General features: G+C 66.0%; 21 protein-coding genes and 2 pseudogenes. 13 read left to right on the top strand and 10 right to left on the bottom strand.

Features of this window, described 5'->3' with window-relative positions; genetic code table 11:
- The first annotated feature begins 5 nt into the window (after positions 1-5).
- Positions 6-389 (top strand): hypothetical protein, encoded by a 384-nt coding sequence (locus ACV7NQ_RS15515; protein WP_463360306.1) that lies wholly within the window; start codon positions 6-8, stop codon positions 387-389.
- A gap of 94 nt (positions 390-483) precedes the next feature.
- On the opposite strand, the gene ACV7NQ_RS15510 is transcribed toward ACV7NQ_RS15515, so the two are convergent.
- Positions 484-1,653, bottom strand: a complete 1,170-nt coding sequence (locus ACV7NQ_RS15510; protein ID WP_463360305.1) for a thiolase family protein — start codon at positions 1,651-1,653, stop codon at positions 484-486.
- Positions 1,654-1,753: 100 nt separating this feature from the next.
- Between ACV7NQ_RS15510 and ACV7NQ_RS15505 the strand changes: the two genes are divergently transcribed.
- Positions 1,754-2,275, top strand: a complete 522-nt coding sequence (locus ACV7NQ_RS15505; RefSeq protein ID WP_463360304.1) for a winged helix-turn-helix transcriptional regulator — start codon at positions 1,754-1,756, stop codon at positions 2,273-2,275.
- Between the two features lie 60 nt (positions 2,276-2,335).
- On the opposite strand, the gene ACV7NQ_RS15500 is transcribed toward ACV7NQ_RS15505, so the two are convergent.
- The 3 genes from ACV7NQ_RS15500 to ACV7NQ_RS15490 all read right to left on the bottom strand — a co-directional run bounded on the left by ACV7NQ_RS15500 (position 2,336) and on the right by ACV7NQ_RS15490 (position 5,123).
- Positions 2,336-3,409, bottom strand: coding sequence for an ABC transporter ATP-binding protein (locus ACV7NQ_RS15500; protein ID WP_463360303.1), 1,074 nt, complete (start codon positions 3,407-3,409; stop codon positions 2,336-2,338).
- A 527-nt stretch (positions 3,410-3,936) separates the two neighbouring features.
- Positions 3,937-4,461 (bottom strand): phosphotransferase, encoded by a 525-nt coding sequence (locus tag ACV7NQ_RS15495; RefSeq protein ID WP_463365682.1) that lies wholly within the window; start codon positions 4,459-4,461, stop codon positions 3,937-3,939.
- A gap of 389 nt (positions 4,462-4,850) precedes the next feature.
- Positions 4,851-5,123: a YciI family protein gene (locus ACV7NQ_RS15490; protein ID WP_463360302.1), complete on the bottom strand. Its 273-nt coding sequence runs from the start codon at positions 5,121-5,123 to the stop codon at positions 4,851-4,853.
- 530 nt (positions 5,124-5,653) lie between these two features.
- Here ACV7NQ_RS15490 and mdlC point away from each other — a divergent pair.
- The 3 genes and pseudogenes from mdlC (at position 5,654) to ACV7NQ_RS15475 (ending at position 8,926) form a co-directional block, all read left to right on the top strand.
- The gene (gene mdlC / locus ACV7NQ_RS15485; RefSeq protein ID WP_463360301.1) at positions 5,654-7,264 is read left to right on the top strand and encodes a benzoylformate decarboxylase; all 1,611 of its coding nucleotides are present in this window, start codon (positions 5,654-5,656) and stop codon (positions 7,262-7,264) included.
- A gap of 363 nt (positions 7,265-7,627) precedes the next feature.
- A pseudogene (locus ACV7NQ_RS15480) lies at positions 7,628-8,051 on the top strand (Tn3 family transposase); the annotation flags it as partial.
- 362 nt (positions 8,052-8,413) lie between these two features.
- Positions 8,414-8,926: a pyridoxamine 5'-phosphate oxidase family protein gene (locus tag ACV7NQ_RS15475; protein WP_463360300.1), complete on the top strand. Its 513-nt coding sequence runs from the start codon at positions 8,414-8,416 to the stop codon at positions 8,924-8,926.
- 187 nt (positions 8,927-9,113) lie between these two features.
- On the opposite strand, the gene ACV7NQ_RS15470 is transcribed toward ACV7NQ_RS15475, so the two are convergent.
- The gene (locus ACV7NQ_RS15470) at positions 9,114-9,719 is read right to left on the bottom strand and encodes a TetR/AcrR family transcriptional regulator (RefSeq protein ID WP_463360299.1); all 606 of its coding nucleotides are present in this window, start codon (positions 9,717-9,719) and stop codon (positions 9,114-9,116) included.
- Between the two features lie 146 nt (positions 9,720-9,865).
- Here ACV7NQ_RS15470 and ACV7NQ_RS15465 point away from each other — a divergent pair.
- Positions 9,866-10,917, top strand: a pseudogene (locus ACV7NQ_RS15465) (aldo/keto reductase).
- 348 nt (positions 10,918-11,265) lie between these two features.
- On the opposite strand, the gene ACV7NQ_RS15460 reads toward ACV7NQ_RS15465, so the two are convergent.
- Complete coding sequence (locus ACV7NQ_RS15460; protein ID WP_463360298.1) at positions 11,266-11,592, bottom strand: MarR family transcriptional regulator; 327 nt, start codon at positions 11,590-11,592, stop codon at positions 11,266-11,268.
- A gap of 254 nt (positions 11,593-11,846) precedes the next feature.
- Between ACV7NQ_RS15460 and ACV7NQ_RS15455 the strand changes: the two genes are divergently transcribed.
- The 5 genes from ACV7NQ_RS15455 (at position 11,847) to ACV7NQ_RS15435 (ending at position 15,084) form a co-directional block, all read left to right on the top strand.
- Positions 11,847-12,314 (top strand): SPW repeat protein, encoded by a 468-nt coding sequence (locus tag ACV7NQ_RS15455; RefSeq protein WP_463360297.1) that lies wholly within the window; start codon positions 11,847-11,849, stop codon positions 12,312-12,314.
- Positions 12,315-12,539: 225 nt separating this feature from the next.
- On the top strand, positions 12,540-12,764 hold the full coding sequence (locus ACV7NQ_RS15450; RefSeq protein ID WP_463360296.1) for a hypothetical protein: 225 nt from the start codon (positions 12,540-12,542) through the stop codon (positions 12,762-12,764).
- Positions 12,765-12,846: 82 nt separating this feature from the next.
- Complete coding sequence (locus ACV7NQ_RS15445) at positions 12,847-13,641, top strand: LLM class F420-dependent oxidoreductase (RefSeq protein WP_463360295.1); 795 nt, start codon at positions 12,847-12,849, stop codon at positions 13,639-13,641.
- 258 nt (positions 13,642-13,899) lie between these two features.
- Entirely contained in the window at positions 13,900-14,739 is an 840-nt protein-coding gene (locus tag ACV7NQ_RS15440) for an alpha/beta fold hydrolase (RefSeq protein WP_463360294.1), read from the top strand.
- 78 nt (positions 14,740-14,817) lie between these two features.
- Positions 14,818-15,084, top strand: a complete 267-nt coding sequence (locus ACV7NQ_RS15435) for a nitroreductase/quinone reductase family protein (RefSeq protein WP_463360293.1) — start codon at positions 14,818-14,820, stop codon at positions 15,082-15,084.
- A 113-nt stretch (positions 15,085-15,197) separates the two neighbouring features.
- Here ACV7NQ_RS15435 and ACV7NQ_RS15430 read toward each other — a convergent pair whose 3' ends face one another.
- From ACV7NQ_RS15430 to ACV7NQ_RS15415, 4 genes are read right to left on the bottom strand one after another with little or no spacing between them, the layout of a single operon-like run.
- Positions 15,198-16,475, bottom strand: a complete 1,278-nt coding sequence (locus ACV7NQ_RS15430; protein WP_463360292.1) for a CHAT domain-containing protein — start codon at positions 16,473-16,475, stop codon at positions 15,198-15,200.
- Positions 16,472-17,995 carry a tetratricopeptide repeat protein gene (locus tag ACV7NQ_RS15425; RefSeq protein ID WP_463360291.1) on the bottom strand — a complete coding sequence of 508 codons (1,524 nt, stop codon included), beginning with the start codon at positions 17,993-17,995 and terminating at the stop codon, positions 16,472-16,474. The genes ACV7NQ_RS15430 and ACV7NQ_RS15425 overlap by 4 nt, the downstream gene beginning before the upstream one ends.
- A 1-nt stretch (position 17,996) precedes the next feature.
- Positions 17,997-19,025 (bottom strand): hypothetical protein, encoded by a 1,029-nt coding sequence (locus tag ACV7NQ_RS15420; protein WP_463360290.1) that lies wholly within the window; start codon positions 19,023-19,025, stop codon positions 17,997-17,999.
- Positions 19,025-20,332: a hypothetical protein gene (locus tag ACV7NQ_RS15415; RefSeq protein WP_463365681.1), complete on the bottom strand. Its 1,308-nt coding sequence runs from the start codon at positions 20,330-20,332 to the stop codon at positions 19,025-19,027. The genes ACV7NQ_RS15420 and ACV7NQ_RS15415 overlap by 1 nt, the downstream gene beginning before the upstream one ends.
- A 147-nt stretch (positions 20,333-20,479) precedes the next feature.
- Between ACV7NQ_RS15415 and ACV7NQ_RS15410 the strand changes: the two genes are divergently transcribed.
- Positions 20,480-21,028 (top strand): lipoprotein LpqH, encoded by a 549-nt coding sequence (locus ACV7NQ_RS15410; protein ID WP_463360289.1) that lies wholly within the window; start codon positions 20,480-20,482, stop codon positions 21,026-21,028.
- A gap of 87 nt (positions 21,029-21,115) precedes the next feature.
- On the top strand, positions 21,116-21,946 hold the full coding sequence (locus ACV7NQ_RS15405; RefSeq protein ID WP_463360288.1) for a hypothetical protein: 831 nt from the start codon (positions 21,116-21,118) through the stop codon (positions 21,944-21,946).
- Positions 21,947-22,103: the final 157 nt, after the last annotated feature.

The raw sequence follows: 22,103 nt of genomic DNA, 5'->3' as shown, positions 1-22,103 counted from the left end.
TACTGATGGCTAATTATATTAGACATATGGGTATTCGAGGATCGCGGCCCGCGATAGCCTGGGGCATGGCGTGGGATCGACGGCACCGGCTGCTCGATCTCGTGCGTGCGGCGCTCGGCTCGGCTGTCACCATCGGATGCTGTTGGCTGGTCGCCTCTTTCGTACCGCTGTACGACATTGCGGCGCGGGGGCACGACACCCGGTATTTGCCGGTGGCCTACGGAGTGGCCTGGGTCGGGATCGCGGCGTCGTTGGGGGTCGTGGTGATGCTGTCGCTGGAGGCGTTGCGCCAGCGCAGGCCCATCGGCTGGACGCCACTGGTTGCCGTGCCGCTGCTGGTCGGATCGTGGGTCGCCGGTTTCCTTGTCGCGATCGTCGTCGCCGGCTGACCGCCACAAACGGCGATGCCCGCCGCACGGGTCAGTGCGACGGGCATGTTCAACTCGGATGGTCCGAGTTGTTCGGTATCAGAGTCGTTCGGTATCAGAGTCGTTCGACAATGGTTGCGTTGGCCAAACCGCCTGCCTCACACATGGTTTGCAGGCCGTAGCGGGCGCCGTGGTCCTGCATGGCGTGCACCAGGGTGGTCATCAATCGAGCGCCGGAGGCGCCGAGTGGGTGGCCGATGGCGATGGCGCCGCCGTTGACGTTCACCTTGCTCAGGTCGGCGCCGGTGTCGTGCGCCCAGGCCAGGACGACGGGGGAGAACGCCTCGTTGATCTCGATCAGGTCCATGTCGGAGAGCTGGAGACCGGCGCGCTGCAACACCTTTCGCGTCGCCGGGATGACCGCGGTGAGCATGAGCAACGGATCGTCACCCGCGACGGCGAAGCTGTGCAACCTGGCCAGCGGGGTGTGGCCGAGCTCGCGGGCGCGTTCGCTGGTCATGATCAGCACCGCCGCGCTGCCGTCGCTGACCTGGCTGGCGCTCGCAGCCGTGATCTCCCACCTGATCTGGGGGAAGCGGGCGGCCATGGCTTCGTCGTAGTAGGCGGGGCGCAGCTTGCCGAGGGTCTCGAGGGTGCTGCCGACGCGGATGCCCTCGTCGGTGCTCAGTCCGTTGATCGGCGCGAGCTCCTTGGTGAACAGGCCGTTCTTCGTTGCCAGTGCGGCCTTTTCGTGGCTGGCGAGCGCGAACTCGTCCAGTTGCGTGCGGGTGAGTCCCCACTTGGCCGCGATCAACTCGGCGCTGATGCCCTGGGAGACGAGGCCCTCCGGGTAGCGCTCCGCGAAACCGACGCCGGACAGATCCTCGGAGCCGACCAGGTTGGCGCCCATGGGAATCCGGCCCATCGACTCGACGCCCGCCGCGACCACGATGTCGTAGGCGCCGGAGATCACGCCCTGTGCGGCGAAGTGGATGGCCTGCTGGCTGCTGCCGCATTGCCGGTCCACGGTGGTCGCGGGCACGGATTCCGGATAGCCTGCGGCCAGCGCCGCGCGACGGGTCATATTGGCGCCCTGCTCGCCGAACTGGGTGACAATGCCGCCGATCACGTCGTCGATGAGCGCCGGATCGATGCCGCTGCGGTCCACCACTTCGCGCAGGCTGTGCGCGAGCAAATCCACCGCGTGCACGTTGTGCAGCGCACCGTTCGGCTTGCCCTTGCCGATCGGTGTGCGTACCGCCTCGACGATCACTGCGTCTCTCATGGTGGTGCCTTCCGGACCGCGAGCAGAACTCCTTCGCCTGGCTCTATTGGCTTATAGTCAGAGTACTCCTGGATATAGTCGACTCAAGCCAGGTTTGGCTATGATGTTCGTCATGGCAGCCGTAATGGAAGGACCCCTGGCGGATCTGAGCTCGTGGAAGCCCGAGGAATGCTCGATCGCGAAGGCGATGGACATCATCGGGACCCGCTCGGCCGTCCTGATCCTGCGCGAGGCCTACTACGGCACCCGACGGTTCGACGTTTTCGCGGCGCGGGTGGGCATCACCGATGCGGCGGCGGCGGGCCAGCTCCGCAAACTCACCGAGGCGGGCCTGCTCACCAAGCAGCCGTATCGGGAGGAGGGTCGGCGCACCCGCCACGAGTACGTCCTGACCGATATGGGGCGCGATCTGCTACCCGCGGTGCTCGCCCTGATGCAGTGGGGCGATACCTACCTGCAGCCGGGGCCGCCGCCACTGCTGCTGGTCGAGGAGTCGAACGGAGCGCCGGTCCGAGTTCAGCTCCGCAGCGACGTGGGCAACGAGATTGCTCTGGAAGAGCTTGCCGTACGGCTCAATCCGGACTATGCGCGCATAGTCCGGGCCCGCACGGCCGAGTCGTAGATCTGAGAAAACAAAGCCCCGTTCGCGTGGGCGGCTCGGGCGAACGGGGCTTTCGCGTGCTCAGGACAGACGGCGTCCGTCCTCGGCGGAGAAGAAATAGGTGTGCTCGGCGGAGGTGGACAGTACGACGCGGTCGCCCTTCTCCGGCGGGTTACGCCAATCCGCCCGCGCCACAATGGTTTCCTCGCCCTGGTCGACAGCGCGGCCGTAGATGTAGGCGTCGGAGCCCAGCTCCTCCACCACATCGACCTCCAGCTCGATGCCCGCGCTGTTTCCGCCGAGCTCGAAGTGCTCCGGCCGGATACCGACCACCACCGAACCCTCGGCGGCGTCGGCGACCGAACGCGGCACCGGCAGCGTATGCCCGCCGAGCGACACCGAACCGTCGGCGACCGGCAGCGTGAACAGGTTCATGGCGGGCGAGCCCATGAACCCGGCGACGAACATATTCGCCGGATCTTGATACAGGTCGCGCGGCGTCGAGCACTGCTGCAGCAGTCCGTCCTTGAGCACCGCGACCCGGTCGCCCATGGTCATGGCCTCGACCTGGTCGTGGGTGACGTACACGGTTGTGGTGCCGAGGCGGCGTTGCAGCTGGGCGATCTGGGTGCGGGTCTGCACGCGCAGCTTGGCGTCGAGATTCGACAGCGGCTCGTCCATCAGGAACACCTGCGGCTGGCGCACGATGGCCCGGCCCATCGCGACGCGCTGACGCTGACCGCCCGACAGTGCCTTCGGCTTGCGATCCAGATACGGCTCCAAGTCCAGCATCTTGGCCGCCTCGAGCACTCGCTTTTCCTTCTCCGCCTTGGCGACCTTGGCCAGCTTGAGCGCGAAGCCCATGTTCCCGGCGACGGTCATGTGCGGATACAGCGCGTAGTTCTGGAACACCATCGCGATATCGCGTTCCTTGGGTTCCGCGTACGTAACGTCGTTGGCGCCGATCAGGATTCGCCCGCCGTCGACTTCTTCCAGTCCAGCAAGCATCCGCAGCGAGGTCGACTTGCCACAGCCGGAAGGGCCGACCAGAACGAGGAATTCGCCGTCCGCGATCTCCAGATCCAGCTTGTCGACGGCAGGTTTTGTGCTTCCGGCGTAGAGCCGGGTAGCGCTATCGAAGGTCACCGTAGCCACGGCAGATCACTTCCCTTCACCGGTTGGAACACGCGAAGTGGTGTGATTTCGCAACATCGGCGTGGTCATGAGGTCAGAGGCTACCGTGCCTGATCGTGTCATGTTCTCCATACATTTCCTCGTGACATTTCCTCGTGTTCGGTGGCATCGTGCCAGAAACAGGGGCAGCCGCCAACGGGCACTACTCGAATCGCAGCACGCGGTAGCGGGGGCCGAGTGCGCCGGGCCGGAACCATGGCACGTACTCCGTCCGAACACCATCGAGTCCATGGCGCTGTGATTGACGGGTACACGTGGAGCTACGCGGCGCTTCGGGTCGGCGAACACGCTCGTCGCCCTCGTCGGTAGAGGGTCAGCCGGCCGGGTGAGAAGCACATGAACAGAATCCGTCCTCTGATCGTTCATGTCAATCTGAAGCCAATAATGATCATGAATAATCATCGTTGTCGTGGACCCGCTCGTGTGGCGGCACGTGACATCCCGGCCATCGTGCCGGGCAGATGCAGCCGAGGCCGCGCATCGCGACGCTAGCAAGCGGTCAGCTGACCCGCCGTCCTTCCGCGCAACCGCAAGGGCTGCGCAGAGCCTGCCCAGCTGCCGCACCTACGGCAAAGCCAAGTTGTGCAGCGACGCCGAGGTGGCGAAACAGTGCGGCGGCCAGTCGGGAGGATCCGACGCCGAAGTTGATCCCCGTGGCACCAAGTCGGCGGGCCCTGCCACTCGGGAGCCGAAACGGCCTCATCCCAAAGCTTTCGGACGGCGGCCACGTCGCCGTCGGACCCGATGGCCTGGCTCATTCTGTCGAACTCGTCGGAGAGCGTTTCGAGGGCACCATGCTTCGGGTTTACCGGCGCATCGTCGGGCGCGGGCTGATGCAGCGTGCGCAGGAAATCAGCCAGAGTCTCGGCTGCGTGGCGGCCGCGAGTGATTGTGGCGCGATCGCCTGGTACGCCTGGGACCCAGGACGTGACAATGCACGGCACCGGGAACCGTTCGGAGGCTTCGCCGATCCGCATCGGGACGGGGACGGGCAACGGCAGGCGCGGAGCCAGGACCGGCCAGCTGTTCGTCGATCTCGACGCTTCCCACGCCTGGAGTCCTCATTCCTTCATCCGATGCTCGATCGCGGGTGATCTTGTCACATTTGCCAGATGTACTGAGACATTTGCCATATCGGTGAGTCGACTTGCCAGATTGATTGAGTCACGGCCAGGTTCACTGAGTCAGAACACGAGACGGGTTCAAGTTGTCCCAGATGGGATCGAGCAGCTGCGACCATTTCGAGGTGATCGAAAGGGTTCGGTCATCACCTCGATCCGTGTGGTGAGTTCCTCGATCGCGGTGGTGTGTCGAGATGACCAGCCGCCTCACCCTCACCGGGTGAGACGACTGAGCCCCGTCGAACTCAACCCAGGTCACACGTCCCGGCGCCAACGCATATCTATTTAGCGATGGCTTCGTTCCAGTCCAGGATCCGGTAGTTCTTGACGACGCCGTTCAGCATGAAGGGGTCGTTCTCAACGAACTGTTCGGCTGCTTCGCGGGTGGTGAATATACCCATGGAGCCGTCTTGCTGCGGGTCGGCGAAGGTGCCGATCATCAGCAGCTCCCCGCGGTCGATGTAGGGCTGGTACTGGGCAACGTGTTCAGCGAAGTACTTGGGCGCCTTCTCGGCGACGTTGTCAGCGGATTCGTAGAACACGACGGCTTTCACGTGGGTGCCCTTTCTTTGGTTCGGTGGCGCCTGGTGACACCATTTGCACCGGCAACCCAGGGTAGAGCGCTGGGTGCCCCGCCTGGCTGTAGGGGCTGTCTCCAGGCGGTCGATGAACATCCGGAACCGCCGCATATCGCGCGTCCTCCAGCACTGCCTGGGACATCGAGTCTGGACTACCGGATTTCGCAGTTTTGGGCTTGCCGACAGCAAGGTGCCTGGTCAGAAGCGGATCCATCCTGTTAATGCCGGATTTGGGCCGTTTGGAACGCTACCCCCGAAACAGCCTCCGGTTCCGGCCGACCGGGCATCACAACGGCGGGCTGAGAATCTGTCTTCGATTCCTCAGTAAAAGATCTTGATTCGGGCTAGAGTCGTTATTCGTCATTGCGCTTACACCCGCCGCCGGCAGCTGTACTGGATTGTGTGGCATACGGCTGGAGGAAGGCCATCGGCCGGAATCCATGCGCACACGACAGAGTCCGCCCGGTTTGCTGGCGCCTGCTGGCGAAGGGAGCTGACTGACCACCATGACCGGGAAATCGACCGTGCACAGCGTGACCTACGATTTGTTGAGGTCGCTGGGCCTGACGACCGTCTTCGGTAATCCGGGATCCACGGAGGAGACCTTCCTCAAGAACTTCCCGGATGACTTCACCTATGTGCTGGGTCTTCAAGAAGCATCCGTCATCGCCATGGCGGACGCCTTCGCCCAGACCACCCGGCGTCCGGCGCTGGTGAACCTGCACTCTTCCGCGGGGCTCGGCAACAGCATCGGCAACCTGGTCGCGGCGTACCACGGGCACACTCCGCTAATCGTCACGGCCGGTCAGCAGCATCGCGAGCTGTTGATCGGCGATCCATACCTGAGCAACCGCGACGCGGTGAACATGCCCAGGCCGTGGGTGAAGTGGTCCTACGAGCCCGCACGCGCCGAGGCCGTGCCCGAGGCGTTCATGCGTGCCTACGCAATGGCCGTGCAGCCGCCTGCGGGACCGGTGTTCCTATCCATCCCGCTCGACGACTGGAACCACCCTCTGGAAGGGCCAGCCGTGCTGCGTGATGTCAGCAGGACCTACGCGCCCGACCCCGAGCGCCTGCGGCGCTTCGCCGAGCGCATCACCGTGAGTCAGCGGCCGGCCCTGATCCTGGGGCCCGACGTGGACCGCGCCCGCGGATGGCAAGCCGGCGTCGCGCTGGCCGAGAAATTGAAGGCCGCGGTCTATAGCCCTCCGCTTCCGGACCGCGCCTCGTTCCCCGAGGACCATCCCCTGTACCAGGGTTCGGTCGGCATGTCGGTCAAGGCCGTCGGCGAGCGGCTCGCGGGACACGATCTCGTCGTGGTCATCGGGGCCGAGGTCTTCCGCTACTACCCCTACGTGCCCGGCGACATCCTCCCCGCCGGGACCGAACTGCTGCAGATCACGGACGACCCAGCGATCGCCGCAGCGGCCCGTGTCGGTGACAGCCTCCTCGGCGATTCCCGGCTGTCGATCGAACTTCTCACCGAGCTGGTGGGCGATGGCAGCGGCCGCGCGCAGCCGAAGCCCATGCCGCGGCCCCGGGAGCTGCCGGAAAACCCGAGCAGCACGCTGACGCCGGCCGAGGTCTACGCGACTCTCAGTGTGGTCCGTCCGGAGCACGCCGTCTTCGTCGACGAGTCCACCTCGACCATGGCCCAACATGCCGAGTGGCTGCCCACCGTCGAGCCCGACTCGTTCTTCGCCACTGCCAGTGGTGGAATCGGCTGGGCCGCGCCGGCTGCCGTCGGCGTCGCCCTCGGCGACCGGGACCGCGGCGTCCTTCGTCCGGTGATCGGCCTGATCGGGGACGGGTCGTTCCAGTACTCGGTCCAGGGCCTCTGGACCGCCGTGCGGCAGAACTTGCCGATCGTGTATGTCGTGATGCGCAATCACGAGTACTCGATCCTCAAATCCTTCGCCGCCCTGGAAGAGACGCCGGGTGTGCCCGGGCTCGACCTACCGGGCCTCGACATCGCCTCCGTGGCACGGGGGTTGGGCTGCCACGCCGTCGATGTCACATCCACCGGAGACCTCGAAAAGGAGTTCAGGCTCTCGCTGGAATCCGGCACCACCACGGTCATCGTGGTGACCACCCAACCGGAGAAGGCGATGCTGTGAGGTCGGGTGGCCCAGGGGAATCTCACCCCTGGGCCACCCGACCTAAGGATGAGGGTCACGCCTGCCGACTGCGGACTTGTGCCAGTCCAGCGGGTGGCTGTCGACGGATTCGATCGGGCGCTGCATGAGGTTGCGGGCGATCTAGTCGAAATCTAGTAACTCTAGCCATGACTCGTAGCCGTCCACCACCGCCCAACGTGATTTCGCTGCCCCCTTCGGTCCCTGGTTGTGGGGGTTGCCGTAGTACTCGGGAATTATCGGGCGGATATGGCTGAGTAGGCTCCTGATCTGGTGATCTTCGGTCTCGTCGGGAGGTGCTTGGTTGGTCGCTCCGGTGTTCACCGATGAGGAGTTGGAGTCACCCTGGATCTGTCGGTGCTGCCGGCGGAGCGGCGCCGGTTTTTGGCCACGATGGGCCGCCGCCTGACGGCGCAGGTGTTGCAGCGGCGCGAGCCGGAGCGCCGGTATCCGATCCTGTTGACGTTGGTGGCGCAGTCAGCGACTGAGGTGCTGGACGAGGTCGTGCAGTTGTTCGACCAGGCTGTGGCGGCGCGGGAGCGCAAGGCCGGGCACAAGATGCGCGCGACGCGCTGGCCGAGCGCGCCAAGTCCGGGGAGGACCGGCAGGCATTGTTGGACGCGCTGCTGGCTACCATCGCTGACCCAACGATGTCGGCGGCCTGATCCGCGGGGAGAAGGTCGGGTGGGAACGGCTGCGCTCGGTTCAGACAGCGTTGCCGCCGCTGCCGCGCGATCACGGGCACCTGGCCGCGCTTGACGGCTCATACGGTGGAATCGATGCGTCGATCCGGGCGCCGCATCGCCGACGAGGTGCTGGCCCACATCTCCCCGGCACACAGCGAGAACATCAACTTCTTCGGCTCCATCGACGTCGACATCGAGGGAGAGCTCGCCTAGCTCGGCCCCACCGGCTACCGGCCCCTGGGCGTCCGCGACACCCTCTTCTGAGAATCGCCCGGCAGGTCCGGAGCGCGTCCGATAGCGGATCCTCTTGCCGGAGGTCGGTGTGGCGCCCCGCAGCGGCTGCATGGTTACTCGAACCGGCCGTAAATGATTTACTTCCGGCCATCAGTCACCACCGTCGAGCGCGCAAGCCCGATGGGACGCTGGGCGGACCAAGAAAACGACAATGGGAGGGATAACCGTGCAACCGAACGAGATCACCGAGGTTCTGAACCGACCGATCAGCCAAGAACTGTTGGCCCGCGACCTGACCCGCTTGGCCTACGTCGCCAAGGACGGCACACCCCGCAATGTCCCGATCGGGTTCACCTGGAACGGCTCGGAGATCGTCATGTGCACTGCGAAGAACGCCCCGAAGCTCCCGGCCCTGCGCAAGAACCCGACGGTTGCCCTGACTATCGACACCGAGGTGTACCCGCCCAAGATCTTGCTCATCCGCGGTCGGGCCGAGCTGGACGTCGTCGATGGCATCCCGGACGAGTATCTCGAGGCGAGCGGCACTTACGAGATGACGCCCGAGCAACGGATCGACTGGGAGGCGGAGGTGCGTTCGCTCTACGACGGCATGGTCCGGATCGTCGTGACCCCGACGTGGGCGAAGTTGATCGACTTCGAGACGACTCTGCCGAGCGCGGTCGAGGAGCTGGCCCGGCAGCGGGACGAGCGTCAGCGCGCCTGAGCGCCGCGCGGTCGCCCGCGTTGGGTGGATCGCCCATGCCTCAACCCCACCGCGGTGCGCGGACAAGGCCTACTTCTGCCGGCCGCACCGGGTGCCGATCGAGAAGCGGCGATCCGACGCGGCTGGGTCTGGATGTGGCGGCTCGAGCCGCAAGAAGTTCTTCGCGGTGCGGCCGAGCGCGCCCGGATCACGGCGCGGACCGCTCCATGGCCCCGCGCCATCCGTCCGGGCGGGTGATGCTGTCCATCAGCAGGTCGAGCAGCCGCTCGGCCTGCACGCGCTGGTGGACAGCCCCGGCTACGAGGGTGACACCCGCCAGGGCCATGAGGATGTCGGGTGAGGGCACGTCCCCCCGGATCACGCCCTGGGTGATCCCGGCGAGACGGAACTCTTCGATCGCGCCGGTCAGCTGCACGCGCGTCTGAGAACTCAGCTGCTCGTCGCTTTGCAGGAGGGTCTTGAGCGTGTCGGCCATACCGTGCTTGGTGGCGAGGTAGTCCAGCACCTGGGACATCCACGCCCGCAGGGCCCGGTCGGCGGGCAGCTCGTTGAGGAGGTCCGAAGTTTGGGCGGAGAGCCGGGCCGTCTCGTAGCGATAGGTGGCGTCGACGAGCTGCTCGCGTGTCGGGAAGCGTCGGTACAAGGTGGCGATCCCGACGCCCGCGTCCTTCGCGATCTGCTTCAGGGTCGCGGCGGCGCCGTCCCGGGCGAAGGCCAGGGCGGCTGCGGCGAGCAGTTTGTCTTCGTTGGCCCGTGCGTCGGCCCGGATCGGTCGGCCGGACGGATCAGGCATGCGGTTCTTCCTCTCGACTTGTCATGTGGAGTCGGTTCCGTTTAGTGTGGCAGCTAACCGGACCCTGCTCCGGTTTTTTGGACGGTAGCAGGTTCCTGTCGGCCGTTCGATCGCACCGCCGCGATCACAGAAGGGCCGCCTGAGTCATGCAGTACCGCACGCTGGGTAGTACAGGAGTCCACGTCAGCTCGCTGTGCCTGGGCGCGATGATGTTCGGGGAGTGGGGAAACCCCGATCATGACGACTCGATCGGCATCATCCGCACGGCGCTCGACGCGGGCGTCAACATCATCGACACGGCCGACGTGTATTCGGGCGGCGAGTCCGAGCTCATCGTCGGGAAGGCGATCGCCGGACGGCGCGACGATGTCGTCCTGGCGACCAAGGTGTCGAGCCCAATGGGCCCTGGCCTCAACGAGCGCGGTGCCTCGCGGCGCTGGATCGTCCGGGCCTGCGAGGAGAGCCTGCGCCGCTTGGGCACCGATTACATCGACCTATACCAGGTGCACCGGCCCGATGCCGCGACCGGCCTCGACGAGACCTTGGGCGCGCTTTCCGATCTCATCCGCGCAGGAAAGATCCGCGCTACGCAGGGTCCTCGACGTTCGCCCCCTCGACGATCGTGCAGGCGCAGTGGACCGCCGAGCGACGGCAGCGCGAGCGCTTCGTCTGCGAACAGCCGCCCTACTCCCTCCTGGTCCGGGGCATCGAGGCCGACGTGCTGCCCACCTGCGAGACGTACCGGATGGGGGTACTTGCCTGGAGTCCGCTGGCCGGGGGCTGGCTGTCCGGCCGCTGGCACCGCGACGCAGCCGACCTGTCCAGCCACCGCACGCGGACGATGCCCTTCCGCACCACCTCCGCCCACTACGACTTGGATGTCCCGGGCAACCAGGCCAAGCTCGACGCCGCCACCGAACTCGCCGGCATCGCCGCCGAAGCGGGGCTGACACTGATCCAGCTGGCGCTGGCGTTCGTCACCACGCACCCCGCGGTCTCTGCGGCGATCATCGGCCCGCGCACCGCCGAGCATCTGCACGACCAGCTGAGCGCCGCGGACATCGTCCTGGAACCCGACGTGCTGGACCGCATCGACCGCATCGTGGCGCCGGGCACCAACCTCAACCCCGACGACGCGGGCTACAGCGCGGCCATCCTGGCCGACCCGAAGCGCCGCCGCCGTGCTGTCGTTCAGTGAACCGGGTGAGCTCTCGCAGCCGCGCACACCGGGGTCGGGGGCCGCCCAGGTGTCCCCCGACCGATCGGTGATGAGTCGAAACACCCCACAGCTGTTTCATAGGTGGTCCCCGTTTCAACACAGGGCGCGGCAGGCGTCGCCGCAGGTCGATTTTTGGGTCATTTTCGGGTCAGCTACTCCCTGCCCTGTGGTGCCCAGGTCCGCCACCGTGGTGATATTGAACGCAGCCTCGAGGTGTTCGGCGTCGGACTCGCTCACCCTGCACGCGGCGACCGGCGCCTTCGCGAGCTCCCCGTCGAACCCGTACCGTCGACAACCCGCCCAGCCTATGTCCGAACCGGACAACACTCACCCCGCCTGCGGCATGACGGCGGGGTTGACCAGCGCGCTGACGAGGGGGGTCAGTTGCCGAAGTTCTTCCAGATGTGTGGCGCTGAGCAGGGCCAGGGTTTCCTTGCCTGTCTTGGTCAGCGTGAGGCGGACGACGCGGCGGTCCTTGCCCTCCCCTCGCTTGCGAGCGACGAGGCCGAGTTGCTCGGTGCGATCGATCAGTTGCACCACGCTGTGGTGCCGGGTGCACAAATATCCAGCGATTTCTCCGATGCTGGGCCCGTGCGGATCGGGATGCCCTCGGATCGCCAGCAGCAGTTGCTGCTGAGTGTCAGTGAGTCCCACTTCGGCTGCCCGGCGCTCACTCCAACGTAGGAGCTCGCGAAGCCCGGCTCGGAACGCCAGCAGCTTCGAGTACTCCTGGTCAGTGAGGCATTCAGGCGATGACATGGACCCTATGTATCATAGAGTGATATTATCACAGCGTGATATATGGGTAAGTGGCGATCAGGATCGGCTGCGTTCCGTGGCCGATCGCGGGCCGCCCCGGCTCGAGAGAGCCTCGATTCGCGCACTACGTCTGAAGGGTGGTTGACAACATGAGTAGTGAGACCATGAGCATGAGCCGGCATCCCGACATCGTGGAGTTGCGGGAGAAGTACGAACTCGCCTCGGAGGCGCCGGCCGCCCAGGCGGTCGCCGGCCTGATGTTCCTGACCGGGCTCTACATCGCGATTTCTCCGTGGGTTGTCGGGTTCAACGGGTTCCCGACCTTGACCGGCAACAACCTCATCGTCGGGGTCGCCCTCGCGATGCTGGCTCTCGGGTTCGCCTCGGTGTACGGCCGGACCCACGGCATCGTCTGGGCTGCTCCGCTGATCGGCCTATGGACGATCATTGCTCCCTGGGTCGTCAGCGGCAACGTCGATACTGCAGCGACGATCTGGAGCAACGTGGTCGCCGGCGCAGTCGCTGTACTTCTCGGTCTGGGCTCGATGTTCCTCGGGATGAGCCGGACCAGACGACTCACGGGCCAGGCACCTTCTGCAGGTTCGAGTCGGACCTAGCGACCGTCCAGGCTTCCGCCTGAGACTCCCGCAGGGAGGGCAATGAAAGCGCTCGTCTCCCTGAAACGATCAAACGTCGCCATCACGATCTCCGTACGCGCAGTCACGATCCAACGTGTCCGTCAGCGAATCATGATGCCGTAAGCGAAATCGATCGCATTGCGACCCAACGCTTTCCGCGTCGCAGAAACCGCGGGCGCAACCGATGGCCTCGAAACACAGCAGATGCGCGGTGCGATTCTCGAGCGCCTTCGACCACTCCTCGTATTTCGGCACCCGGCTCATGCCGCGCACCTGGCGGGTTCGGCGCCGGCATCGCCCAGGGCGACGACGGCCGCGCCGATCAGCCACCTCGACTGGCTGCGTTTCGTCGTCTGGTTGGTGCTCGGTCTGGCGCTGTACTGCGGGTTCGGCTACCGGAACTCGAAACTGAACGGGACCCAGGGCTGACGGATAACTCGGTCGGGCCGGATATCGCCTACACCGGTAGTCTCGATCGGGGGGTCAGACCGAGCGATTTAGGAGCATGGCAATGACCCGACCGGTTCGTATCGGAGTTCAGCTACAACCACAGCACGCACCGAAATACGGACTCATCCGCGACGCCGTCTTACGGTCCGAGGACGCGGGCGTCGACATCGTTTTCAACTGGGATCACTTCTTCCCGCTGACCGGCGACCCGAACGGCGCGCACTTCGAGTGCTGGACGATGCTCGGCGCGGTCGCCGAGCAGACCGAGCGCGTCGAGCTCGGCGCGCTGGTCACCGGCGGCGGCTACCGCAACCCGGACCTGCTCGCCGATATGGCGCGCACCGTCGACCACATCAGCGGCGGACGGCTGATCCTCGGCATCGGCGCGGGTTGGTTCCAGAAGGACTATGACGAGTACGGCTACGAATTCGGCACCGCGGGCAGCAGGCTCGACCTGTTGAAGGAGAACATGGCCCGCCTCACCGCCCGCCTGCAGAAGCTGAACCCGCAACCCACCCGCGAGATCCCGATCCTCATCGGTGGCGGCGGCGAGAAGAAGACGCTGCGGCTGGTCGCTCAGTACGCCGACGTGTGGCACACCTTCGCCGACCTCGACGCGCTGGCGCACAAGAACAAGGTGCTTGCCGATCATTGCGCGGCTGTCGGCACCGACCAGGCGCGGATCCAGCGCTCGGTGCAATGGCCCGGCGTCGACGAGGCGCCGACGTTCGTCGAGGCGGGCGTGAGCTTGTTCACCATCGGCGTCAGCGGCCCGGACTACGACCTCGGCGAGGTGGAACGTGCCATCCGCTGGCGCGACGAGACCAACCCGGAACCGGTCAGCGGCCTGGCGTGAGCTGGGATGATGACCACCGCACACCCAGAGCACACCGAGCACCAGCACGCCCACGGACCGGACTGCGGCCACGGGGTCTCGCCCCGAAATGCAGCTGATGCGGCTGTCGCTGCGCCTGGACGCGGTGGTCATCGGCGTCAACGGCCTTGCCTACCTCGCGCTCTCTCACCACGACGACAATCGGATCGACCCTCTCGTGCCGCGGTATCGACCCGCGCCGCGACGGGAGTGTCGGGGTGAGCATCTAGAGTCGGTCGGGTGATCGAAGCAATCAAGATCCCCACTGAGGCGGGCACATTCGATGCGCTGGCCTGCGGGGAACCCGGCGGTCGCGAAGTCATGCTGTTGCATGGTTTCCCGGAAGCCGCCATCGAGTGGGAGTTCCAGCTCAACGCGCTCGGCAACGGCGGCTGTCACGTGGTTGCCCCTGATCAGCGCGGCTATTCTCCAGGCGCGCGCCCCGAGCACGTCGCCGACTATCGGGTCGAGGAACTGGTCGGCGATGTCGCCGCCATCGCCGACGAGTTGGGCTGGGAGCGGTTCGACCTGGTCGGCCACGACTGGGGCGCGTACGTCGGCTGGGCGGCCGCGGCCACCATGCCGGAACGAATCCGCACCTGGACCGCGGTGTCGCTGCCGCATCCCACCGCGTTCCTGCGCGCGATGATCGAGGACGAGGACCAGGCCCAACGCTCCCACTACTTCTCCATGCTCCGCCAACCCCGCGTCGCTGAGCGCATCCTGCTCGCCGACGATGCGGCCGCGCTGCGCCAGATCTTCGAATGGAAGATCCCCGAGGAGCGCATCGACGACTACATCCACCGCTTCATGCAGCTCGAAGCGCTGACGGCCGCCCTGAACTGGTACCGCGCCATGCACCTGGCCGGACCGATCGACCCGGTATCCGTCCCGACGCTCTACGTATGGAGCACCGAAGACACCACCGTCGGCTCCACCGCCGCCCTGGCCACCGAACGCCACGTCACCGGCCACTACCGCTTCGAAATGCTCGAGGACGTCTCGCACTGGATCCCCGAACAGGCCCCCGAAGCTCTCACCCGCCTGATCATGGAACACCTCCTGGCCTACCGCACCTAGCACTTACCGGCCGTTTCCCGACACAACGACTGTCGGAGATGGATGCTGCGGGTCACATGCGCGCATGTGACGTCGAGCATGGATGTCAAAGAGATCAATCGCAATACGATCGCCCAGTTCCGGGCCGGCGGTGAGATCGATGGGATGCATCGGGACCGGCTGGTACTACTGACGACGGTCGGCCGGAAGTCCGGCGAGCAGCATACGACGCCGATGATGTTTCACCGTGACGGCGATCGACTGCTTGTCGTGGCGTCCAACGTCGGCGCGCCGGGCGATCCGGACTGGTATCAGAACCTGGTGGCCAACCCGAAGACGCGCATGCCACACCGCTCGATGGCGTAGAACGCGAACGCGTCTGGACGATGCTCGAGCAGGCATACCCCTTCTTCGCCGACCACGAGATCAAGGCCGGCCGCGTTATTCCGGTCGTCGCAATCACCCGGGCCTGATCGGTCCTAGGTACGGACGGTCGCGAACGCGGCCCAGAGCACCGGCGAGTGCTCGACCGTTCGTTCGGTGCGCCAGGCGGTGAGGCGCTGTCGTTGCCAGTCGGCGAGGGTCGCTACCGGGTCGGGTTGTTCGTGCGCGGCGTCGATGGCGCAGATGGCGTCTTGCAGCGGGTGGGCGTCGGGGGCGGCGCCGGCCAGGCGTTGGAAGGCGAGATCGGTGGGGAGCGGCCATCTGCCGGCGGTGACCAGTTCGGCGCCGCCGTTGATCATGGCGGCGACCAGGCCGAGGGCCTCGCTGAAGCGCATGTCGCCGCCGCTTTCGCAGGCGATCAGCGCGACCCGGCTGGGGATGGGCCAGAGTTGCGGGCCCGCAACGGGTTCGGGACTGAGGGTGTGGGTGCCGAGGAGCAGATCCTTGGCGGACAAGGGGCGATGCGCGCGGGTCGGTGTGGCGAAACCGATGGTGTCGGCGGTGCAGGCCAAATGCAGTTCGGCGTCTTCGCTTTGGCCCGATTCGGGTGCTGCCGCGGTCACGTGACCCACATAGACCAGGCGACTTACGTCGTCCTGCAACACCTTTCCCAGCCAGGTGCGATCGACATCCGTGCGGCGGAAGGCCTCGAGCGGGTCGTCGACGACGGGGAGCAGTCGACCCTGTGCGCGATATTCGGCGACGCGTCGGGCCAGTGGGGTATCGGCGTCCATTCGGCCGAGCACCGAGCCCAGCGCCGAGTCGGCGCGGTAGCCCGGAACGCGGGGGTCGAGTACCGCCACCACGGTTCGGTCCTGCGCGTCGTGCCAGGATCGGGCCCTCCGTCCTGGTCTGTGGACAATGCTGGCCGGGGCGAGCAGGCTGACATCGGCGATATCGACCAGGCGCAGCTCGGGGCTCGGAGCGATGATCTCCCATGGGATCTGCGCGACCCGGGGTGAGGGCTGGATCCGGATGTGTGGGCGTATGCCCCGCACGTACAGGTCCTGCAGCTGGGCGGCCAGGTCGTAGGGTAGGACAGCACGCGAAAGTTCCTGCGCGACTATATATTCGGTGTCATAGGAGGCGAATGCGCCGGTGGTCATGGCGCGTTCGAGTCCGCCGGGTTCGGCCGGGTTGGGCAGTGCGTCGGCGAACCGTTGTAGTGCGTCCGTGATCCCGGCTTCGGGTAGCATGCTCGCACCCTGGGCGTAGGCGTTCCCATCCCAGCGCCAGGACATGTACAGATCGCCAGCATCCGCCATCCGCACGACGACGGTCGGTTGCTCCGCTTCGGCTGTTCGCTCGCTCATGACCACAGCACCCGGCCGTCGCGAACCGGCGTACCGTAGCGCTGCTCGGCGGCGTCGATGTAGGAGGCCAGGGCAATGTGGCCGTCAGGAGCCACGGCGATCCGCGGCGGCGGCGCGACCGGAAGACCGGCGCTCGCCGCGACTCCGGCGAGCGCCGTGCCGAGATGCAGTGCGCCGGCGCCGGCCCCGTCGATGGGCGCGATGGGCGGGTCGAGCAGTTCGAATGGTAGCCGAAGGTGCGTGGTGCTTTCGGATCTGTCTATGTTCAATGTGGTGCCAGCGCACTGTGTTTCGATGAGGTCGGTGATGAGCGGGCCGTTTCCGGACAGGTAGGCGAAGCGGAAGGCCATTCGCATCGCGGGGTCGGCGATCTGCCGGTTCCATTGCTCGCGCTGGTTACCGTTCGGGAGGGTGAAGCGCACGGCATCGATGGCGAGCGCGGAGGCCACCGCGAGATCGACTGCCCGCGCCAACATATCGGCATCCGGCGCCGGGGCGCCATCGATGACAGCCTCCAGCAAGGCCGCATGCCAGAAATCTATTTGGGCGCAATGTAATCCGAGGCCGCGCTCGGCGTATGCGGCGAACGCCTCGGCAAGCAAGCGCTCGCCCTCGTCGAATCGGTCCGTCGAATAAGACACGGTCGCAAGGCGTACCCGCACATCGGCCGCGTCGAGTGCCGCTCCGGACTCACGGAAGTAGGCCAGGCTTCGGCTGTATAGCTCGTAGGCCCGATCGATATCGCCGCGGCCCTCGGCGAGGAATCCCATGGTCTTGAGCCCGACTCCGGCGCGATAGCCGAGCCCGGACTGCTCGAAATACTTCTGGGAAGAGCGCAGCGGCGATTCCGCCTCGTCCAAACGGTCGGCCCGGACGTACATGATGGCCATATTCTGTTCGGTCTCGGCGACGGCATTGCGATCGCCTGCCGAGTCGAACGCCGCGAGGGCCTGCCCGGCGAAGTCGAGTGCCAGTTCCCGCCGCCCGGTTTCGAAATAGATTCCCGCCAGGGTCGACAGCGGATGTCCAGCCAGATGCGGCGCGAAACGCACTGCCGCATCCAAAGATTCGTTGGCAAGGTCGATGGCATAGGCCCACTGCTGGCGATGGAAGGCAACGGCGGTCAGCGAAAGCAGGCAGGCCACGCGCAGCATGCTCTGGTCGTCGTGCTCGGTGAGCATGGCGTGTGCCTGCTCCAGCGCCTCCTGCGCGCCGTCCAGCTCACCGACGTGCTGCAATGCCTGCGAAAGATTGACAAGCGCGGCGGGTCGCTTCTCGATCGCGTCGTCCGGCATTTCGGCGAGTCCCTCGCGCAATAGCGCGATCGCACCGGCGTGATCGCCGAGTTCGTCGGACATGCTCGCCGCGTTGATCAGTGCGCTCACCCGCAGTCCACCCGTGGCGATGCGGGCGAGGTTCTCGAACAGCCGTAGTGCCTCGGCGACTTCACCGCGGTTGTATGCCGTGGCGCCCTCCGCGAGTAGTGCGCCTCCGTCTTCGGGTGACGTCTCTTGTTCCATCTCAGAAATCCGAATCCGATGCGGCAGCGGCAATCTCGGCTAGTAGGGGGGCGTCGGCGGCATTGCCGTCGGTGCTCATTGCGCGCCGCAATCGGGACGTCGCCAGGTCGCGTACCTGTTGGCGGATCTCCGGACCGCCGAGTTCCTCGGGTCCCGGCATGCCAACCCCCGGCACGAAGATATCCACGGCCAGTATGGATTCGGAGGGACTGGTCGCCTGGCCTTTCCAGGTATCGCCGTCGAGATGCAGTTCGGCCTCGACGACGCCCGTGGGGGCGTCGACCAGTGCGTACGGTCGCAGATGCGGGGGCACGGTGAGGCCCAATTGTGGTGCGGCAACGGCAGTTATCCGGATATACGTCACACCGGAGTCTCGGATCAATTCCCAAGACACCGCACGCTCGGACGCATCGATGAGCCCGGGCGGACACCGCCGCCAGTCCCAGCCACCGGTTCCCCGTGCGAGAACGAGGGCGCCTCGCGGCGCATCGGCGCCAGCGCCTGCCACGAGCGCGTAATCATCTGCGCGAGCGGATATATCGACGGTGAGCCGTGCCTGGTTCGGAACAACGGCATCATCGCCATCGACAAGCAATTCACACTCTTCGGCCAACGTGGCAATCTCGTCTTCGAGCAATCGCTCATCGAGCGGCGCGATCGTGTCGATGGTCGAGGTGGGCCACCACCGTGCCGCCCACTGCGCGAATCCCAGCCGCCACGCGTTTGCCACGAGTCGCGGCAGCTTCGGCTCCGCCGTCAATTCGACTGTGGCACCGTCGAAGTCCGCGACGGCCAGCGCGGCGGGCTCGCCGTACACCGCCCAGATCCACTCCTGGGCGAGGTCGAGGTCATCGATGACCGCGGCCGGAACCATCTGTCCGGCAAGCACACTCCACGATAGGTGCCCGCCGTACACCTCCAGCACCATGACGTCGATGCCCGCCGCACGGTCCAACACTGTCGGCGCACCCTCGGGTGCGATGACCGAGATCCCGTCATCCAAGCGCCCGATAGTCACGATGTCGGTCATCAGCTCGCCCTCGATTCCGTCGAGTCCTGTTCGGTCGCATGGGAACTCGCGCTGAGCGCCTGTTTGACCCGCATCCGGTGATCGAGCATGACCGAACGGGCCACCCCGTCGAGGAGATCCCACAGCTCATCGGGGTCGTACACCGCCACCTCCCGTACATCGCGGCCGTGCAGGCGCACCCACAGCCGCCGCAGATACGGGCGCCACGGTGTACGGAGTTCACCGGCTATGGCCGCCAGCGGCCCCGTCTGCACCTCGATGCTCACCACGAGCCGTCGCGCCTGCAAGACGTAGGCCTCACGCTGCCAGCGGCCGTTGATCACCCGATGCGCGGTGTTGGCCGAATCGCGCGAATCGATGATCGGGGAAAGACCGAGCGCGAGGCTGGTCCCCGCCGTCGCCGCGACACGCAGCGACTCGTCCAGAAGCGCCCACGGCGAACAGCTTCGGGCGATCTCGGTGGTCACCAGTTCCGGAATCGAGGGTAGCTCGGCGCGTTCGCTCGAGGCCTGCAGCGCGGTGAAGACCCGTTCGTAGATGGTGCGATCGAACGGAAGCCCGAGGCTCGATTTCGAGGCCGATGCGCCGAGCGCGGGCGGCTGCGGCACCGGCTGCGCGGTGAGACCGAGTTGTTGCGCGGTGGGGATGGAGTCGTGGTGCCAGAGCTCGATTCCGCCGTGCGTTCCGGCATGGACCTTGACGAGGCGATCGAATGTCGCTTGCCCGTTGTCGCGGCGGTGCCCGAGACGTGCCGCCGCACAAGCATCGAGCAGTGAATCGACAAGCGGGCCGTGGTCGTCGGTGGTCGCGCCCGTCGGTCGCCGCCGCCACGCGACATCGATCAACGTCACGAGTTCCCTGATCTGTGCGCCCTCGGTGATGTACTCCTTCAGCGACGCAGTGGTGCGGCCCGCCGCGAATTCGTGCACATCGCGCAGGGTGTCTTCGGCAATCGACCTGTCCCGCATGGGATTCGGCAGGCCCTTGGTGGCGGCCAGCTCATAACAGCGTTGGAAATAGAGGTCCTGCGGGTTGCCCTCGGTGATGCGTAGCGCCCGTCGTACGTGCTTGAGCAGGGTGAACCAGGCGGCCGTCGCGCGCAGCAGGTCGGCGGCGGCGTGCACGCGAGTGGCGAGCAGCGTTGCCCCGTCCGGGGTCAGGATCGGGCCCGCGCAGAGCGGATTCTGCACCGGCCGGATCACCAGCGGATCCAGGATCAGCTTCACGGTGCGCCGCAACGGCCCACCGTGCGGTCCGCTGAGCGGTTCGACGCCGTCGAGCCGACGCCAGACCTCGTCCAGCACCATCGCGCGCGGTCGTCGCATTCGACCAGGTTAACGGAATTCCACCCGCTCGGAGACCCGGGAAAACCTGGGATCGGTAGGGCGCGATCGGTTTCTACCTTTCTCGTATCGGCTCCACACCGGAGCTGAACGAAGCAAAAGGAACGAATCATGAACACCAGGCAGGTCCGCATCTCCGCCGCCGCTGTCGCCGCCGCCGCGCTCGCACTGTTCGTCACGGGCTGCAGCGACAAGGCCAGCAGCTCGCCCGCCCCGTCGGCCAAGCCCGCCACCTCGGCCACCGCGGCAGCACCTGCAGCCCCGGCGTCGGGCAAGTCTGTGGCCTCGGTCGACGGCAAGGCGCTGGACGGAAAGTTCGAAACCATCTGCGCCAAGCATGGTGGCCAGCTGGCGCTTACGCTCAATGACACCAACAACGCAACCTACGGCACCCTCAGCGTCAGCGCCGCCATCTCCGGCACCGACACCGTGGACGCCGTCGCCGTCGCGGGCACCAAGGGCGGCTCCAACGGCCTGCCCTACGCGCTCGGCTTCGGTAACGGCATGCCCGGCGGCTCGGCCAAGGTGGTGAAGGACGGCAACACCTACAAGGTCACCGGCGAAGGCGTCGGTGCCCCGGACATGACCAACCCGATGGCGGGCCCTACGTCAGCGAAATTCGATATCACCTTCGCCTGCTCGACCGTCGTCGGCGGCTGATCTGCATCGCTCTCGCACTCGACACCGCTCACGCCCAGTAACTCCGCGGGCGTGGGCGGTTCGACCCATCACCCGTAAAGGAACATCATGAAAACCATCGCCCGCTCGCTCGCCGTCGCGTTCTTCGTCCTGTCCGTCGGCTACTACCTCTGGCACGGCTTCACCTACGTCCCCTCCGGCGAATTCGACGACGGTGTATTCGCCTGGGTCGGTCCTCAGATGGCGCTGCCGATCATCGCGCTCACCGTTACCCCCTTCGTCTTCGCGTTCACCGGTACCCGCGTCATGCAAGCCCTCAGTGGTGCCGGCGTCATGCAAGCCCTCAGCGGAAACAACAGCTCGGCCTTCCGGGAAGGTCTGATGGGCATCGGCACCGTCAAGTCGTTCGGGCAGACCGGTCTGAGCGTCAACGATCAGCCGCAGGTGCGCATCGAATTCAGCGTCGAGGGCATCGACGGCAAGATCTTCGACTCGACCGCCAAGATGATCGTCCCGCTCACCGAGCTCGCACTCTTGCAGCCCGGTGTCGTGCTCCCGGTGCGCTACCTGCCCGATAGCACCGACGAGGTCGAGGTCGATCGCTCCGGCGATATGTCCGCGGCGCAGCAGGCCATGAACGAGTCCATGATCCGAAAGGGCATCACCACCAAGGGCAAACTCGATATCGCCGCCCGCGGCATTGCGGCGCAGGCAGTGGTGCAGTCGCTGTCGGTCACCGGCGAGATTCGCAGCGGACACTCCAAGATCGAGCTCGGCCTGGTCGTAACCCGGCCCGACGGAACAACATTCGCCACCCGGGTCGAAAAGTTCCTCCCGCCGGCTAGCGTCGGCCACGTCCAGGTAGGCCGCATCCTGAAGGTCCACTACCTGCCGGAAAACGAACAAGAGGTCGTGATCGCCCTGCAAGTCAATGCGTAGCCCCCGCCGCGGATGTTGGCTTCGTTCGAACACACCGAACGAAGGCAACATCCGCTTTGTCGTATCTCCGGTGTCGTTCGGTCGTTCGGCAGATTGAAGGGTTATGTAGTTGGCCGGGCGTTCATCTGGGAGTTGTCTGGGGATTGCCTGTGAGGTT

This window comes from Nocardia sp. Tas62D01, from assembly GCF_055232035.1.
The sequence above is the reverse complement of the archived record's forward strand: the minus strand, read 5'-3'. Positions and strand labels throughout refer to the sequence as shown.